The sequence below is a fragment of the Thiopseudomonas denitrificans genome (assembly GCF_002866065.1).
Lineage (GTDB): Bacteria > Pseudomonadota > Gammaproteobacteria > Pseudomonadales > Pseudomonadaceae > Thiopseudomonas > Thiopseudomonas denitrificans.
In genome coordinates this window covers 99885-116452 of the sequence record NZ_LNJZ01000006.1, presented here as the reverse complement: position 1 = coordinate 116452, position 16568 = coordinate 99885, and the positions used below count along the sequence as shown (strand labels likewise).

14 protein-coding genes are annotated in these 16568 nt (G+C 60.8%); 6 read left to right on the top strand and 8 right to left on the bottom strand.

Annotated elements, in window-relative coordinates:
- Positions 1-2 precede the first annotated feature (2 nt).
- The 7 genes from AR306_RS05805 to gloB form a co-directional block, all read right to left on the bottom strand.
- A complete protein-coding gene (locus AR306_RS05805) occupies positions 3-1628 on the bottom strand; it encodes an ABC transporter ATP-binding protein (protein ID WP_101496614.1) in 1626 nt (541 codons plus the stop codon).
- A complete protein-coding gene (locus AR306_RS05800) occupies positions 1606-2625 on the bottom strand; it encodes an ABC transporter permease (protein WP_101496613.1) in 1020 nt (339 codons plus the stop codon). The genes AR306_RS05805 and AR306_RS05800 overlap by 23 nt, the downstream gene beginning before the upstream one ends.
- 4 nt (positions 2626-2629) lie before the next feature.
- Complete coding sequence (locus AR306_RS05795) at positions 2630-3712, bottom strand: microcin C ABC transporter permease YejB (RefSeq protein WP_101496612.1); 1083 nt, start codon at positions 3710-3712, stop codon at positions 2630-2632.
- Positions 3713-5524 (bottom strand): extracellular solute-binding protein, encoded by a 1812-nt coding sequence (locus tag AR306_RS05790; RefSeq protein WP_101496611.1) that lies wholly within the window; start codon positions 5522-5524, stop codon positions 3713-3715. It abuts the gene before it with no gap.
- Positions 5524-7380 carry an extracellular solute-binding protein gene (locus AR306_RS05785; protein ID WP_101496610.1) on the bottom strand — a complete coding sequence of 619 codons (1857 nt, stop codon included), beginning with the start codon at positions 7378-7380 and terminating at the stop codon, positions 5524-5526. Before AR306_RS05785 ends, AR306_RS05790 begins: the two co-directional genes overlap by 1 nt.
- A 177-nt stretch (positions 7381-7557) precedes the next feature.
- Positions 7558-8970 (bottom strand): LysM peptidoglycan-binding domain-containing protein, encoded by a 1413-nt coding sequence (locus AR306_RS05780; protein WP_407071184.1) that lies wholly within the window; start codon positions 8968-8970, stop codon positions 7558-7560.
- Positions 8971-9285: 315 nt separating this feature from the next.
- Positions 9286-10062, bottom strand: a complete 777-nt coding sequence (gloB, locus tag AR306_RS05775) for a hydroxyacylglutathione hydrolase (RefSeq protein ID WP_101496608.1) — start codon at positions 10060-10062, stop codon at positions 9286-9288.
- 87 nt (positions 10063-10149) lie between these two features.
- Between gloB and AR306_RS05770 the strand changes: the two genes are divergently transcribed.
- The 6 genes from AR306_RS05770 (at position 10150) to nudC (ending at position 15734) form a co-directional block, all read left to right on the top strand.
- The gene (locus tag AR306_RS05770; RefSeq protein ID WP_166627829.1) at positions 10150-10893 is read left to right on the top strand and encodes a methyltransferase domain-containing protein; all 744 of its coding nucleotides are present in this window, start codon (positions 10150-10152) and stop codon (positions 10891-10893) included.
- Positions 10886-11326: a ribonuclease HI gene (gene rnhA / locus AR306_RS05765; protein WP_101496606.1), complete on the top strand. Its 441-nt coding sequence runs from the start codon at positions 10886-10888 to the stop codon at positions 11324-11326. The genes AR306_RS05770 and rnhA overlap by 8 nt, the downstream gene beginning before the upstream one ends.
- A gap of 32 nt (positions 11327-11358) precedes the next feature.
- The gene (gene dnaQ / locus AR306_RS05760) at positions 11359-12024 is read left to right on the top strand and encodes a DNA polymerase III subunit epsilon (RefSeq protein ID WP_240622496.1); all 666 of its coding nucleotides are present in this window, start codon (positions 11359-11361) and stop codon (positions 12022-12024) included.
- A 61-nt stretch (positions 12025-12085) separates the two neighbouring features.
- The gene (locus AR306_RS05755) at positions 12086-12898 is read left to right on the top strand and encodes a crotonase/enoyl-CoA hydratase family protein (RefSeq protein WP_101496604.1); all 813 of its coding nucleotides are present in this window, start codon (positions 12086-12088) and stop codon (positions 12896-12898) included.
- A gap of 309 nt (positions 12899-13207) precedes the next feature.
- Entirely contained in the window at positions 13208-14908 is a 1701-nt protein-coding gene (locus AR306_RS05750; protein WP_101496603.1) for a ferrous iron transporter B, read from the top strand.
- Positions 14892-15734 (top strand): NAD(+) diphosphatase, encoded by an 843-nt coding sequence (gene nudC / locus AR306_RS05745; protein WP_101496602.1) that lies wholly within the window; start codon positions 14892-14894, stop codon positions 15732-15734. Before AR306_RS05750 ends, nudC begins: the two co-directional genes overlap by 17 nt.
- On the opposite strand, the gene AR306_RS05740 is transcribed toward nudC, so the two are convergent.
- Positions 15702-16487: a TSUP family transporter gene (locus AR306_RS05740; RefSeq protein ID WP_101496601.1), complete on the bottom strand. Its 786-nt coding sequence runs from the start codon at positions 16485-16487 to the stop codon at positions 15702-15704. The genes nudC and AR306_RS05740 overlap by 33 nt on opposite strands.
- Between the last annotated feature and the right edge of the window lie 81 nt (positions 16488-16568).

Genomic DNA, 16568 nt, shown 5'->3' with positions numbered 1-16568 from the left:
GTCTAGTTGGTTATGCTGGCCGGAGCCGAAGCAAAAGCGGCTTCCAGCAACTGTTGCGTGTACGGATGTTGTGGTGCGCCAAACAGCTGTCCGGCGTCACCCTGTTCAACGACCTGGCCCTTGCGCATCACCATCAGCTGGTGGCTGACGGCTCTGACAACGGCCAGGTCATGGCTGATGAATACGTAGGTCAGATCATACTTCAGCTGCAACTCGCGCAGCAGATCCACCACCTGGCACTGCACGCTGCGGTCCAGCGCCGAAGTGGGCTCGTCCAGCAGAATCAGTTCCGGCTTGAGCACCAGCGCGCGGGCAATGGCGATACGCTGGCGCTGACCGCCGGAAAACTCGTGCGGATAGCGGTGCCTGGTGTCCGGATCGAGTCCGACATCCTGCAACGCCTGAATGATGACCTGTTCCTGTTCGGCGGGATTGCCCATGCCATGGATGCGCAATCCTTCACCGATAATCTCTGAGACGCTCATTCTCGGGCTCAGGCTACCAAAAGGGTCCTGAAAAACCACCTGAATCTGTTTTCGCCAGGGTCGCAGCTGCTTCTGGTTCAGTGAATCCAGCGCCTGGCCGGCAAACTGGATGCGTCCACGACTGTCGATCAGGCGCAAAATGGCCAGGCCGAGGGTCGACTTGCCCGAGCCGCTTTCACCGACCACGCCCAGTGTCTGACCACGGCGCAGCTGCAGACTGATGCCGTCCACCGCCTTGATGTGATCGACGGTACGCTGCAGGATGCCGGCCTTGACCGGAAACCAGACTCGCAGATCATCCACCTGCAACAGGGTTTCTCCGGCTTCAGTGGCTGCCGGGCCGCCGCTGGGCTCGGCCGAGAGCAGGGCGCGGGTATAGGGGTGCTGCGGATCGGCAAACAGCTCGGCACAGGGACGGTTTTCCACCGCCTGGCCGTTTTGCATCACGCACACCTGGTCAGCGACGCGGCGTACCATGTTCAGGTCATGGCTGATCAGCAGGATAGCCATGCCCAGTTGCTGCTGCAGTTTTTTCAGCAGCACGAGAATCTTGTGCTGAACGGTGACGTCCAGTGCCGTGGTCGGCTCGTCGGCAATCAGGATTTCCGGCTCGTTGGCCAGCGCCATGGCGATCATCACCCGTTGGCGCTGGCCGCCGGATAGCTCGTGCGGGTAGGAATCCAGCCGCTTTTCCGGCTCTCGGATCTCGACCAGCCGCAGCAGCTCCAGTGCGCGCTCGGCGGCCTGCTGTTTGCGCAGCCCCTTGTGCTGCTGCAGTATCTCGCCGATCTGCTTGCCCACGGTATGCAGCGGGTTGAGGGCGCTCATCGGCTCCTGAAAGATCATCGCGATGCGGTTGCCGCGAATGCCGCGCATCTGTCTTTCGCTGGCTTGCAGCAGGTTCTGGCCACGGTAGCTGATGCTGCCATACGGGTGGCGTGCAGTGGCTGGCAGCAGGCGCAGGATGGAATGGGCAGTCACCGACTTGCCCGAGCCGCTTTCGCCGACCAGCGCCAGGGTCTTGCCCGGCTCCAATTGAAAGCTGACCGAGCGTACTGCCTGGGTGTGACCGGCTGCGGTGACAAAGTCCACCGCCAGCTCGCGTACTTCCAGCAAGGGGTTATTTTCTGGGGTCGAATGCATCGCGTGCCGCCTCCCCGATGAATACCAGCAAACTCAGCAAAATCGCCAGCACGGCAAAGGCGGTAATGCCCAGCCAGGGTGCCTGCAGGTTGGCCTTGCCCTGCGCAACCAGCTCGCCAAGGGAGGGGGAACCGGGTGGCAGGCCGAAGCCGAGAAAATCCAGCGCGGTCAGTGTGCCGATGGCGCCGGTGATGATGAAGGGCATGTAAGTCATGGTGGAGACCATGGCATTGGGCAGGATGTGACGGAACATGATGGGCGCATCACGCATGCCCAGTGCCCGCGCGGCCCGGACATATTCAAGGTTGCGCCCGCGCAGAAATTCGGCACGCACCAGATCGACCAGGCTCATCCAGGAAAACAGCAGCATGATGCCCAGCAGCCACCAGAAATTGGGCTGAATGAAACTGGCCATGATGATCAGCAGATAAAGCACCGGCAGCCCGGACCAGATCTCCAGAAAACGCTGGCCGGCCAGATCCACCCAGCCGCCATAGAAGCCCTGCAGGGCACCGGCCAGCACACCCAGCACCGAGCTGCACAGCGTCAGGGTGAGGGCAAACAGCACCGAAATGCGCAGGCCGTAGATCACCCGTGCCAGCACGTCACGGCCCTGATCGTCGGTGCCCAGCCAGTTGACGCTGGATGGCGGAGCAGGGGCCGGCACGTTCAGATCGTAGTTGATGCTGTCGTAGCTGAAGGGAATCGGCGGCCACAGCATCCAGCCGTCCTTTTCGGCAATCAGCTCGCGGATGTAGGGGCTCTTGTAGTTGGCCTGCAGCGGAAACTCGCCGCCGAATTCGGTTTCGGCGTAGCGCTTGAACACCGGGAAATACCAGCTGCTGTCGTAGCGCACCACCAGCGGCTTGTCGTTGGCGATCAGCTCGGCTCCCAGGCTGAGCACAAACAGCGCAAGAAACAGCCACAGCGAATACCAGCCGCGACGGTGGGCCTTGAACTGGGCGAAACGCCGCTGGTTGACCGGAGACAATGCCATGACGTCAGCCCCTGCCCGAGAAGTCGATGCGCGGGTCCACCAGGGTGTAGGTGATGTCGCCGATCAGTTTGACCAGCAGACCCAGCAGGGTGAACAGGAACAGCGTGCCGAACACCACCGGATAGTCCCGGTTGATGGCCGCCTCGAAACTGAGCAGGCCCAGGCCGTCCAGCGAGAAGATCACCTCGATCAGCAGCGAGCCGGTGAAGAACATGCCGATGAAGGCGGCGGGGAAGCCGGCAATGATGATCAGCATGGCATTGCGGAACACATGACCATAGAGCACGCGGCGCTCGCTCAGGCCCTTGGCGCGGGCGGTGACCACATACTGCTTGTTGATCTCGTCAAGAAAGCTGTTTTTGGTCAGCAGGGTCAGGGTGGCGAAGTTGCCGATCACTAAGGCTGTGACCGGCAGGGCCAGGTGCCAGAAATAATCGCCGATCTTGCCCAGCGTGCTCAGGTCCTCGAAGTTGGGCGAAGTCAGACCGCGCAGTGGAAACCAGCTCAGGTAGCTGCCGCCGGCAAACACCACCACCAGCAGGATGGCAAACAGGAACGCGGGAATGGCATAGCCGAGCACGATGGCGGTACTGGTCCACATGTCGAAGGTACTGCCGTGGCGTACCGCCTTGCTGATGCCCAGGGGTATCGACACCAGATACATCAGCAGGGTGCTCCACAGCCCCAGCGACACCGAGACCGGCATCTTCTCGACAATCAGCTCGGTGACCTTGGCATCGCGGAAGAAGCTGTTGCCGAAATCGAAACGGGCGTAGTTTTTCAGCATGATCCAGAAGCGCTCCGGTGCCGGCTTGTCAAAGCCGTACATGCGCTCGATTTCGGCCACCAGCTCAGGGTCCAGTCCCTGGGCGCCACGATACTGGCCGCTGCTGCTGCCGACCTCGCTACCGCCGCCGGAAATGCGCCCGGTGGCACCACCGGCGGCACTGTCAAAGCCTTCCAGCTTGGCGATCATCTGCTCGACCGGGCCGCCGGGGGCAGCCTGGATGATGACGAAGTTGAGCAGCAGGATGCCGAACAGGGTGGGGATGATCAGCAGCAGGCGACGGACGATATAGGCGGCCATTTACTCAGCAGCCTCCTGTACTTGCGGCTGCTGGCCGTCGATCCACCAGGTGAACAGGCCGTAGTCGTATAGTGGCGGCTTCGCTGGCCGCTGCAGGTGCTTCCAGTGGGCGATACGCCAGCTGTCGGTGTAGTAGTTGGGGATCACGTAGTGGCCCCACAGCAGTACGCGGTCGAGTGCGCGGGTGTGGGTGATCAGGCTGTCGCGACTGTCGGCGTTGATCAGGCCTTCCACCAGGCTGTCGATGGCCGGGTCCTGCAGGCCGATGAAGTTGCGGCTGCCGGGGTTGTCGAAGCTGCTGGAGTGCCAGAAGTCGCGCTGTTCATTGCCGGGCGAACTGGACTGTGACCAGATCGCCGAGGTCATGTCGAAATCCCGCGAACGCATGCGGTTGATGTACTGGGACACGTCGGCACGGCGGATGGTCATCTCGATGCCCAGTTCTTCAAGGTTGCGCTTGAACGGCAGCAACACGCGCTCAAGGTTGGTCTGGGCGATGATGAACTCGAAGGCCAGCGGCTGGCCGTCGGCATTCACCATGCGGTCCTTCTCGATGCGGTAGCCGGCGTCCTGCAGCAGCTGCCATGCTTGCAGACGGCGCTCACGGATGATGCCGCTGGCATCACTGACCGGCAGCTTGAAGGGCGTGGTGAAGACTTCGTCGGGAATCTGTCCGCGTAGCGGCTCCAGCAGTTCCAGCTCGGCTTCGTCAGGCAGGCCGCTGGAAGCCAGTTCGGAATTGGCAAAGAAGCTGTTGGTGCGCAGGTAGGCACCATAGAACAGCTGCTTGTTGGTCCACTCGTAGTCGAACAACAGGGCGATCGCCTCGCGCACCCGGCGGTCCTGGAACATCGGGCGGCGCAGGTTGAAGACATAGGCCTGCATGCCGACCGGGTTGTGGTTGTGGATTTCCTCGCGCAGGATGTCGCCGCGCTTGAGTGCCGGCGAGTTGTAGCCGGTGGCCCAGTCCTTGGCGGAATACTCCAGGTTGAAGTCGAACTGGCCGGCCTTGAAGGCTTCCAGCGCTACCGACATGTCCTGGTAGTAGTCGATGTGTACCCGGTCGAAGTTGTACTGGCCACGGCTGACCGGCAAATCCTTGCCCCACCAGTCGGCTACCCGCTCGTAGATGATGCTGCGTCCGGCAGATACCCTGCCGATGCGGTAGGGGCCGCTGCCCAGTGGCGGCTGCAACGAGGTCTTGCTGAAGTCGTTGCCTTGCCACCAGTGTTTGGGCAGCACCTGCAGCTGGCCGAGAATCAGCGGCAGCTCGCGGTTGTGCCCGTGCTTGAAGTCGAAACGCACGCTGTGCTGGCTCTCGACCACCACCTCGGCTACGTCGGCATAGTACTGGCGGTACAGCGGGTGGCCCTGGGTGGTGAGCAGCTCGAAGGTGTGGGCAACGTCTTCGGCGGTGACCGGCTGGCCATCATGGAAGCGGGCTTCGGGACGCAGCTGGAAGCGTACGAAAAGGTTGTCCGGATCACGCTCGATGCGTTCGGCCAGCAGGCCGTATTCGGTAAAGGGCTCGTCCGGCGAGTGGTAGGTCAGGGTGTCGTAGATCAGGCCGATATGGTCGGCGGCATTGCCCTTGGGAATGAAGGGGTTGAGGCTGTCGAAGCCGTTCAGGCCGGACAGGCGCAGGGTGCCGCCCTTGGGTGCATCCGGATTGACGTAGTCGAAATGACGGAAATCTGCCGGGTACTTTGGCGCTTCGCCATAGAGGGTCAGCGCGTGTTCGGCATGGCTGCCGGTGGCGCATGTCAGCAGTAACAGCAGGGCCAGCAGCCTTGTTGTCAGGTGTCCGGTCATCAGGGGGTCTCCGCCGGGTCGAGCCACCAGGCACGCAGGCCAAGGGTGTAGGGGGGTATCTGGGGATGTTGCAGCCGCTTGCTGTAAGCGATGCGGTGCTGGCTAATATACCAGTTCGGCACAACATAATGTTGCCACAACAATACACGGTCGAGCGCTTGCATTGCCGATTCCAGTTCGTTGCGGGTGCGGGCCTGCATGACGGCTTCCAGCATGGCGTCCACCACCGGATTCTGGATGCCGGCGTAATTCTTGCCGCCCCGTATGCCGGCCTGACTGGAGTGGAAATACAGCCATTGTTCCGGGCCGGGATTCAGGCTTTGCGGCAGCACCAGCAATGTCATGTCATAGTCGAACGCGTCCAGCCGGTGCTTGAACTGGGCACGGTCGACGGTACGCAGGCGAGCCTCGATGCCGATGCGGCGCAGGGTCTGGACATAGGACTGCAGGATGCGCTCCAGCCCCGGATTGACCAGCAGGATTTCCAGTTGCAGCAGCTTGCCCTGGCTGTTTTTCAATCCGTTGCGGCCGGCTTTCCAGCCCGCCTGCTGGAACAGTGCCAGCGCCCGGGCCAGCTGTTCGCGGGGAATGCCACGGCCGTCGGTGACCGGTACCTGGAAGGGTTGTTCAAGCAGGCCGTCGGGCAATTGCTCTTGCCAGGGTTTGAGTAGCAGCCATTCGGCACCCAATGGAATGTCGCGGGCGGCAAAGGGGCTGTTGGGGAAAAAACTGGTGGTACGCTGATAGACGCTGTTGAATAACGTGCGGTTGGCCCATTCGAAGTCGAACAGCAGCGACAGGGCTTCGCGCACCCGCACATCGTCAAAGGGTGCGCGACGGGTGTTGATGAACAGCGCCTGGGTCGGGGTCGGAATCTGGTGCGGGATTTCGGCACGAAGCACGTCACCGCGCAACAGGGCAGGAAAGCGGTAGTTGCTGGCCCAGTTCTTGGCCTGATGCTCGATGTACAGGTCGAAGCTGCCGGCCTTGAACGCCTCGAAGGCAACATGACGGTCGCGATAGAAGTCCACATCGATACGATCGATGTTGTACTTGCCGACGTTTACCGGCAAATCCTTGCCCCACCAGTTTTTCACCCGTTCGAAGCGCAGGCTGCGCCCGGGCTTGACCTCGGTGATGCGGTAGGGACCGCTGCCCAGCGGCGGCTCGAAGCTGGTCTGGGTGAAGTCGCGTTTGCTCCAGTAGTGCTTGGGCAGCACCGGCAAATCACCCAGATCAAGGATCTGCTGACGAGTAGCCGGTTGCTTGAACACAAAGCGCACCTTGAGCGGCGCAAGAATCTCGACGCGGGCTACATCCTTCAGATAATTGCGGTATTGCGGGTGTCCGTGTTTTTTCAGGGTGCGCCAGGAAAATTCGACATCGCTGGCGGTGATCGGCCGGTCATCATGGAAGCGGGCCTGCTTGCGCAGGTTGAACACCACCCAGCGCAGGTCGTCGGCGTACTGGATGCTTTCGGCGACCAGCCCGTAGGCGCTGGCGGTCTCGTCACCGGACGGGTCGAAGCTGCCATGCCCGACCATCAAAGGCGCGTTTAGCTCGCTGATGCCGTATTGATAGAAATCGCCGGTGCCAATCGGGCTGGTGCCTTTCAGGATGTAGGGGTTCAGGCTGTCAAAGGTGCCCAGGGCCATCAGGCGCAGGTGACCGCCCTTGGGCGCTGCCGGGTTGACCCAGTCGAAGTGACTGAAGCTGGCGGGGTATTGCGGCTGGCCGAAACGGGCAAAACCGTGACTCAGGGTGACCGCAGCCTGCACCAGACCGGCATGCAGCAAAGTGGCAATAACGAGAAAACGTAACAAATAAAGCAAAGATGTTCTCCCGGAAGCAGGCATGAGTGTGGATGACCGCCTAGTCTAACGTGAAATGCCGGCAGTCTGCTGTGCTGGCGTACGCATGTCGGGATTGTTCGAATAAATTCGAACCTACAGATGATCATGTAGGTGCGAATTCATTCGCACATAGTCTCGCTATTGCCAGATTTGACCAGGTTTGTCCGGATAAATCCGGACCTACAGATGCAGCGTCAGCGTCTGGCCCGGTTTGAGCAGTTTGCTTTGTGACGGATTCCAGCTTTGCAGCTGGCGGACACTGACTTTATGACGCTGGGCAATGCCCGTGAATGTATCGCCGGCACGGACCACATAGCGGGTGCTGCCGGGCTTGATCAGCAGGGTCTGGCCGATCTTGAGCCGGTCATGCTGCAGGTTGTTCAGCTGGCGCAGCTGTTTCACGCTGGTGCCATGACGGGCGGCAATGGCGCCCAGGGTATCGCCCTTGCGTACCTGGTATTTGCTGGCAGCGGGCGCTTTGGAAGTGGTGCTGGTGGTTGTCTGCTGGGCAACCTGTGGTGCGGCCCCGGCCAGCTTGAGGTGCTGGCCAATACGCAACTGGTTGTTTTTCAGCTTGTTCAGCTGACGGATGCTGGCCACCGAGGTGCCGTGGCGCTGGGCAATGCCGGACAGGGTGTCGCCGGAGCGCACAATGTAGGGCTGTACCTGCAGCAGCTCGTCAGGGTCTAGCGTGGCCAGTTTGCGCTCTAGACGCTCGGCCTGCTCCGCCGGTACCAGCACGTGTTGCGGCCCGTCGAGGGTGATGCCTTCCTTGAAGGCCGGATTCAGTGCACGGATATGTTCTGCCGGCACCTTGGCCAGAGACGCGATGCGTTGCAGGTCCAGCTGGTGTTCCAGAGGGACGCGGGCGAAGTAGGGTTCGTCCGGCACCTCGGGCAGGTTCAGGGCGTAGGCTTGCGGGCTGGCGATGAGCTGGGCCAGGCCCAGCAGCTTGGGCACATAGGCCTGGGTCTGTTTGGGGAGCTGCAGGTTCCAGTAGTCGGTCGGCAGGCCAAGCCCGTTGTTGCGCTTGATGGCGCGGCTGACAGTGCCCTCGCCGGCATTGTAAGCGGCCAGGGTCAGCAACCAGTCACCGTCGAACATCTGATTCAGGTAGGTCAGATAGTCCAGGGCAGCCTCGGTCGAGGCGACGATATCACGACGGCCGTCATACCAGCGTGTCTGCTTGAGCTTGAAGTTGCGGCCGGTCGAGGGAATGAACTGCCACAGTCCGGCGGCCTGGGACGGCGAGTAGGCCAGAGGGTTGTACGCACTTTCAATCACCGGCAGCAGAGCCAGCTCCAGCGGCATGTCGCGGTTGTCCAGTGCTTCGACAATATAGTGGATGTAGGGGCTGCTGCGCTTGGCAATGGTTTCCAGCGAGCCGGTACGGCTGGCGAACCACAGGCGTTGCTGGTCGATGCGGGGGTTGTCCAGGTCTTCGTCCAGCAGCTGGAAACCGTGGCGGATACGTTGCCAGATGTCGCTGATGGCCGGGGTGTTTTCATCATCAACCACCTGGGCAGAAGCAGCGGTCGCAGTAGTGGCCCGGCTTTGCCGCAGAGCCTGTTCGGACCAGTTGCGATTTGGCATGTCCAGTGGTGCCAGGCGTTCTTTGAGGGCCTGTTCATCCTGGATTTGTGGCTGCAAGCCTGATTGCTGGCAACCGGCAAATAGCAGTGCGGTGCAGGCAAGCAGCCCGCTGCACAGCATCCGGGTGATCTGCCCGTGAGGATGAAAAGCTGCGTTTGGCATGGAATAACTGGAAAAAATAAAATTCTGCAAATTCTATGGACGACGGGCAGGGTGGTCAAGCGGAACCGGCCGAAGCTGCATGTCAGCGGGCTAAACTTGTCGAAGGACAAGCCCGCTTCTGCAGAAAGCCATCAGCTGTGACATGACCAGATGTCAGAAGTTGTCTTTCCAGACACGGATGGCGGCAAACACCTCCACCGGACTTGCCGGCGGCTGTCCGCTTTCGCGGGCTGCGCTGGTAATCACCTGCTGCTCGTTGCAACGCAGGAAGGGATTGGTGGCCAGCTCGTCGGCCAGGGTGCTGGGCAGACTGATCCGGTCCTGCTTGCGCAGCGCATCGATTTCCTGCATGCGGGCGCTGATGACTGTATTGTCCGGCTCCACGGCAGCGGCAAATTTCAGGTTGGACAGGCTGTATTCGTGAGTGCAATACACCAGGGTGTGGGCCGGCAGTGCAGCCAGGCGTTGCAGGGAATGGTACATTTGCTCCGGCGTTCCTTCGAACAGGCGGCCACAGCCGGCCAGAAACAATGTATCGCCGCTAAACAACCATGGCTGTTGTCCGTCCAGGTAGTAGGCAATATGGCCCAGGGTATGTCCCGGGACATGCAGGACACTGAGCGTGCGCCCCAGTACCTGCACCTGCTGGCCGTCGGACAGGGGATGGTCAACACCCTCGATGGTTTCCAGCTGCGGGCCATATACTGTAGCGCCGGTCAGCTGCTTCAACGCCGCGATGCCACCGGTATGGTCACGATGATGATGGGTGATCAGGATGTCGGTCAGCTGCCACTGCGGGTTGTCTTCCAGCCAGCGGATGACTGGGCCGGCGTCGCCCGGGTCAACCACTGCGCAGCAGTGTGTGACCGGGTTTTGCAGCAGCCAGATATAGTTGTCGTTAAACGCGGGCAGGGCAGTGATGGTCAACATGGAATGTCCTGTAAAAAAATCAACGGTTGCAGAACCATAACAGACCGTCAAAACTGCTGTCGATCCCGGCAGGATATGGAGAAACATATGCTTGAAATGGCACGGTTGAAAGCGAGGGGGCCGGTATCCCCGCTGGAAGTGCGACACTGGCTGGCGCTGCCGCAGTCCGCTTTGCTGCTGCAAGCGGAGCAGCAGTGGCTGGAGCGACGCCTGGAGCGCTGCTTTGGCAGCTACCTGCTGCTGTATAACGCAGTGACCGGGGCACAGTGGCACAGCGACATCCGTTGCCGGATACGGCTTGGCAGTGATGAGCAGGAGCAGGACATTTATTGCTCCGAAAGCCAGTGGCCGGTTCAGCCGGATGGTGCCGATGCAGTCGTGCTGCAACACAGCCTGGAATTTTCACGCTCACCCCATGATCTGCTGCGCGAGGCTGCCCGGGCGGTGCGCCCCGGTGGTTATCTGTTGCTGACGGGGCGCAATCCCTGGTGGCAGGGCTTTGTTGGTGACAGCCTGTGGCAGCGTAGCCACAAACTGTCGGCGGCGCGAGTATCGGAATGGCTGGCGGTGCTTGGCTTTGCACTGGAAGCGCCGGTATTTGCCCATTATTTGCCTGCCGGCTGGCAGCGGGCAGGTGGCCGTCTGGAAGCTTTTCTGGCAAAAAGGCAGTGGCCGCTGGGTGCATGCTATATGATAGCGGCCCGCAAACAGGTACATGCCGCGCCGGCGCAGCGCCAGCGCATCCGGCGCTTGAAAGGGCTGTTGCCCTTGCCGGTGGCACAGCAGACGGCAAAACCAGAAATAGTAGAAGAACAACGCAGACATGACTGATCAGATACACATCTATACCGACGGCGCCTGTAAGGGCAATCCGGGGCCGGGAGGCTGGGGTGCCCTGCTGCAATACAAGGGCCGGTCGCTGGAGCTGTTTGGTGGCGAAGACAACACCACCAACAACCGCATGGAACTGCAGGCGGTGATTGAAGGGCTGGCGGCGCTGAAAAGACGCAGCAACGTATTGCTGGTGACAGACTCCAAATACGTCATGCAGGGCATGCAGCAGTGGCTGGCCAACTGGAAAAAACGTGGCTGGAAGACCGCCAGCAAGCAGCCGGTGAAGAATCAGGACCTGTGGCAGCAGCTCGATGCCCTGGTTCAGCAACATGACGTGCAGTGGCAATGGGTGGCAGGCCATACCGGCCATCCCGGCAATGAAAGGGCCGACCAACTGGCCAACAAGGGTGTTGACGAGGTACGCAAGTGAGATATGTAGTTCTGGATACTGAAACCACCGGCATGCCGGTCACCGAAGGCCACCGCATTATCGAGATTGGTTGTGTCGAGGTGATAGAACGTCGCCTAACCGGCCGGCACTACCATGTCTACATCCAGCCGGACCGGGAAGTGGACGAGGGCGCAATTGCGGTACACGGCATTACCGATGCATTCCTGCGTGACAAGCCGCGCTTCCGGGAGGTGGCCGACGAGTTTTTCGAGTTCATCAAGGGCGCCGAGCTGGTCATTCACAACGCTCCCTTTGACGTCGGCTTCATTGAAAACGAATTTGCCCTGCTGGGCCAGAGTGAGCGGGCAGACATCAGCCAGTACTGCACGGTTCTGGATACCCTGGTGATGGCGCGGGAGCGTCACCCCGGGCAGCGCAACACCCTGGACGCCCTGTGTACCCGCTACCATGTCGACAACTCCAGGCGCGAGCTGCACGGCGCCCTGCTTGACGCGGAAATCCTCGCGGATGTTTTTCTGCACATGACCGGTGGCCAGAGCAGCTTGCTGCTGTCTGGCGATGGTGATGGCAACGGGCTGGGAGCGGGTGCGATCCGCCGGCTGGCCGCCGGCCGCGTGCCGGCACCAGTGCTGGCACCAACCACGGCCGAACTGGAGGCGCACCGCGCTTTCCTGCAGGACTTGACCAAGGCCAGCGGCCGGGAACTGGACTGGTAACAGCAGCAGAAAACCGGTAAAAATCGTTACACCAATCATTCCAATAAAAAACGGAGTACGCATGAACTACAATTTCTTCACCGTCGAGATCACCGACAAGGTGGCACAGGTACAGATGAACCGCCCGGCCAAGCTCAATGCCATGGGCGAGGATTTCTGGCTGGAGATTCCGCAAATCTTCGCCCGGCTGGATCGTGACCCCGGTGTCCGTGCCGTGGTGCTCAGCGGTGCTGGCGAACATTTTTGCAGCGGTATCGACCTGATGTACCTGGCTTCGCTGGCCGGCCAGCTGGGCCAGGACCCGGGACGCAACGCGCTCATCCTGCGTGATCACATCAAGCGTCTGCAGGCGGCCCTTGAAGCAGTGGACCGCTGTGGCAAGCCTGTGCTGGCGGCCATCCAGGGTTATTGCATTGGCGGAGCGGTTGACCTGATCAGCGCCTGCGACATGCGTTATTGCAGTGCCGATGCGCGTTTCTCGATCAAGGAAATCGATGTCGGCATGGCGGCGGATGTCGGCACGCTGCAGCGCCTGCCACGCATCATCGGCGATGGCGTCATGCGCGAGCTGGCTTATACCGGGCGCTTTGTCGAGGCGGATGAGGCGCGGCAAATCGGGCTGGTCAATCGCGTCTACAGCGACCGTGACAGCCTGCTGCAGGAAGTCACGCAACTGGCAGGGGAGATCGCCGGCAAGTCACCGCTGGCCATTCGCGGCACCAAGGAAATGATCCGCTATATGCGCGACCATGATGTGGATGACGGGCTAAATTATGTGGCCACCTGGAATGCCGCCATGCTGCAGTCGGAAGATCTGCGTGTTGCCGTCGCCGCGCAGATGAGCAAGAAAACGGCAGAGTTCAAGGACTGCTGAGCTGTTTGACGGACAGGCGGGTGCTTGCGCCGGCAACCGGCAGGACCGCCGGACAGCAGATAAAAGATATGCAAGCGAATCTTTGCCGTGCTGTTAAGATGACCGCAAAATATGATAAAAATGAGTGGTTTGCTTGACGGCTCCGGCGATTGACAAGAGACTGTCAGCGATTATATTGCCACTAGACCGGGCCGCAGCTGTACCCGGAATCGGGCAAAAGCAGGCCGGACACCTGCAAACAGCCGTCCGTGGCCGGGTGATATCCGCGACAACCCGGGTTTTGACAGATAAAGGAACAGGAAATAAGGCATGGCAACAGGAGCATCTTCACTGGGCGTAGTGCGCGAAGAGTTATTTGCCACCATGACGGAAACGCAGCAGAACCTTGAACGCTTTCTGGAAGAGCGGGACAGCGGCACCCTGTTGCAGCGCTCGGTGCACAACCTGCAGCAGGTGAAAGGCATTTTGTCCCTGATCGGGCTGACGGGTGCCGAGATGCTGGCGCAGGAGATGCAAACGCTGGCCACGGCCATTCCGGCCGGCGCCAATGAACAGTGCAACGAGCAATTGTCGGCCATCAACAATGGCCTGCATGTACTGCACAGCTACCTGGAGCAGCTGGAGGCCAACTGGGTCGAGATGCCCGAGCTGTTGCTGCCGGCCATCAACAAGCTGCGTCTGGCGGCCGGTCAGTCACGCTTGCCGGAAAGCTACTTCTTCTCGGCCCGGCTTAGTGTGGAGCGTCCCGGGCAGCCACAAACCCGCCAGCTGTCTGATCCGGCGGTGGCCCTGACACGCCAGCGCCACCTGTACCAGCTGGCACTGTTGTCCGTCATCAAGGAAAAGAATGTTGCGCCGGCGCTGGATGCCATGAAGCGTCTGGTCCAGCAGATGGACAGCACCGATCCCGCCGCTGCCGACACCATACTTTACTGGGTTTCGGCTGCTGCTCTGGAGTCGTTCATCGAAGGCAAACTGCTGCTGAATACCGAGCGCAAGCTGCTGTTCTCCCGTCTGGACCGCGAAATCAGACAGCACTTGACCAATGCCAGCTACACGCCTTCGCGCGGGCTGATCAAGGACATGCTGTACCTAGTTGCCCTGGCACAGACATCCGGCCCGCTGGCCCGTGAGGTACAGGCTGCCGCCAACCTGCCGAGCCTGCCGTTTACCGACCAGATGCTGGCGGATGAATACCGGCGCATGTCCGGGCCGGGTGCCAATGTACTGCGCTCACTGTCGACTGCGATCCAGGAAGAGCTGAGCATCGTCAAGGACACCGTCGACCTGATTGGTCGCGGCACCGTCTCGAACGAAGCCTTTGAAAATCTGTCGCTGGTCATCGGCAAGCTGGAAAAAACCCTGATCATGGTTGGTCTGACGGGTGCCAGCATGTCACTCAAGCGCCAGTTGAAGGTACTGGCCAACTGGAAGCAGCCGGAAGACGTATCCCCGGAAGAACTCCTGCAACTGGCTGATTCGGTCATCTACATTGAAGGGCTGGTGGCCAGCCTGGAGCTGGGGCAGCGGCATGCGGCCCGGGTATCTGAGTTGTCCGAGGCCGAGGTGTTCGCCCGTCACCAGCTGACGGAAGCGCAGATCGTGATCAGGGGCGAAGCCAGCAACGGGCTGCTGCTGGCCAAGCGAGCGATTACTGCCTACTTTGAAGCCGGTGGCGACACCAATCACCTGGAAAACGTACCCGTGGTGCTGACCCAGGTGCGCGGCGGCCTCTGGTTCATGGGTGAAAACCGCATTGCCTCGCTGGTGCAGTTGTGTGCCGATTATATCGGGCAGAACATGATCAACTCGGGCCGGATACCCGAACAGTCCGCGCTGGAAACCCTGGCTGACGTACTCACCAGCCTTGAGTATTACCTGGAAGGCGGCCGCACCCTGCAGGATGGCAGCATGCAGGACCCGCTCGACGCCGCACAGAGCAGCCTGGCGCTTCTTGGCATGCAGGTGCCGGCAGCACAGGCACAGGTTGCCAATGCCGTTACAGACTGACTGGCGCATCAGCCTGCCGGTGCATGACGGGCAGCACGGGCAGGCGCTGATTCATTGCCGGCAAGCATTTTTGCAACAGGGTAACGGCGAGCTGCTCTGGCCGCTGGCTGACCTGGCCGGGCGTTTTGCCCCCTGGTTGCTGGACATCCAGGGCATCGGTTACCTGAATGACGCGCCGGTCTTCCTGTATGAACTGAGCCACCGGCCTGACGAGCCGGACTGGCAATGGACTTCATTGCGCTCGCAACTGGCCCACGACAGTGCCAGCTGGTTTCACATGCTGTCATACGCCAGCCAGATTGGCACCTGGGCGCGCGAGCACCGCTTTTGCGGCAGTTGCGGCGAACGCATGCAATCCTCCGCCGAGCACCGCATGCGCTTTTGCCTGAGCTGCCGGCTGGAGCAGTACCCGCGGCTGTCGCCTTGCATGATCGTGCTCATTACCAAGGGTGACGAGTTGTTGCTGGCCCGCTCGCCGCGCTTTGTCGACGGCATGTACAGCTGCCTGGCCGGCTATGCCGAACCGGGCGAGACCATGGAAGGCTGCGTGCACCGGGAGGTCTACGAGGAAACCCGTGTGCGGGTGCACAACCTGCGCTATATCGCCAGCCAGAATTGGCCCTTCCCGCACTCCATAATGATGGGCTATCACGCCGAATACCTGGATGGCGACATCATTCCGGAGGAAGGGGAAATCGAGGATGCACGCTGGTTCAGCATCCACGAGTTGCCATTGCTGCCCCTGCCGGGCTCGATTGCCCGTTATCTGATTGATCTATACCTGCACCAGCGTCTAGGCACCGCCAAGCCAGTGCTGCCACGCTAACTTGATGGTTAGCGCCATCACCATCAGGATGAACAGCGGACGGATCAGCCGGCTGCCGCCGCCAATCGCCAGACGTGCCCCGGCCACCGCGCCCAGCATCAGCGCCAGCCCCATGGCAATGCCCAGCGACCACATCACCTGACCGCCGATGACAAACATCGCCAGCGCCACACCATTGCTGACAAAGTTCATGGTGCGTGCCACACCGGTGGTGCGCAGCAAATCGAGTGGGTAGAGCACCAGCGTGCTGACTGTCCAGAACGCGCCGGTACCGGGGCCGGCCACACCATCATAAAAGCCCAGCAGCAGCCCTTGCGGCAGCTGGCGCTTTTGTGCAACGGGCTGGCTATGCTCTTCTGCATGCTCCGGAATCTTGCTGAACAGCATGTACAAACCACACAGGAACACCACAATCGGCAGGAACTGGTTGAGCCACTGCGCCGGCATGTTCTGCGCCAGAATGGCGCCGAGCGCCGCACCAACGGCCGTAGCCAGCAGGGCGGGACGCCAGAACCCGGGCTGAAAATAGCCGCGCCGATAAAAGGTATAGCTGGCGGTCGCCGAGCCAAAGGTTGCGCACAGCTTGTTGGTGCCCAGTACCAGGTGCGGCGGAATTCCTGACAGCATCAGAGCCGGAATGGTCAGCAAGCCGCCACCGCCGGCAATGGCATCGACAAAGCCGGCAGTAAAGGCGACAGCAATCAGCAACAGCAACAAGGGCAGGCTGATCGACAGCTCGGGGAAAAAGCTCATGAAATTCCTTAACCCGGAAACGGGTCACAAAACGGCTTGGACGAAAGGGATGGCAGCAAGCATAATAACCAAATTTTACTG

Excerpts from the sequence above, each read along its gene's own strand:
- AR306_RS05805 (WP_101496614.1), bottom strand. The coding sequence starts at position 1,628 with ATGCATTCGACCCCAGAAAATAACCCCTTGCTGGAAGTACGCGAGCTG.
- AR306_RS05800 (WP_101496613.1), bottom strand. The coding sequence starts at position 2,625 with ATGGCATTGTCTCCGGTCAACCAGCGGCGTTTCGCCCAGTTCAAGGCC.
- AR306_RS05795 (WP_101496612.1), bottom strand. The coding sequence starts at position 3,712 with ATGGCCGCCTATATCGTCCGTCGCCTGCTGCTGATCATCCCCACCCTG.
- AR306_RS05790 (WP_101496611.1), bottom strand. The coding sequence starts at position 5,524 with ATGACCGGACACCTGACAACAAGGCTGCTGGCCCTGCTGTTACTGCTG.
- AR306_RS05785 (WP_101496610.1), bottom strand. The coding sequence starts at position 7,380 with ATGCCTGCTTCCGGGAGAACATCTTTGCTTTATTTGTTACGTTTTCTC.
- AR306_RS05780 (WP_407071184.1), bottom strand. The coding sequence starts at position 8,970 with ATGCCAAATCGCAACTGGTCCGAACAGGCTCTGCGGCAAAGCCGGGCC.
- gloB (WP_101496608.1), bottom strand. The coding sequence starts at position 10,062 with ATGTTGACCATCACTGCCCTGCCCGCGTTTAACGACAACTATATCTGG.
- AR306_RS05770 (WP_166627829.1), top strand. The coding sequence starts at position 10,150 with ATGCTTGAAATGGCACGGTTGAAAGCGAGGGGGCCGGTATCCCCGCTG.
- rnhA (WP_101496606.1), top strand. The coding sequence starts at position 10,886 with ATGACTGATCAGATACACATCTATACCGACGGCGCCTGTAAGGGCAAT.
- dnaQ (WP_240622496.1), top strand. The coding sequence starts at position 11,359 with ATGCCGGTCACCGAAGGCCACCGCATTATCGAGATTGGTTGTGTCGAG.
- AR306_RS05755 (WP_101496604.1), top strand. The coding sequence starts at position 12,086 with ATGAACTACAATTTCTTCACCGTCGAGATCACCGACAAGGTGGCACAG.
- AR306_RS05750 (WP_101496603.1), top strand. The coding sequence starts at position 13,208 with ATGGCAACAGGAGCATCTTCACTGGGCGTAGTGCGCGAAGAGTTATTT.
- nudC (WP_101496602.1), top strand. The coding sequence starts at position 14,892 with ATGCCGTTACAGACTGACTGGCGCATCAGCCTGCCGGTGCATGACGGG.
- AR306_RS05740 (WP_101496601.1), bottom strand. The coding sequence starts at position 16,487 with ATGAGCTTTTTCCCCGAGCTGTCGATCAGCCTGCCCTTGTTGCTGTTG.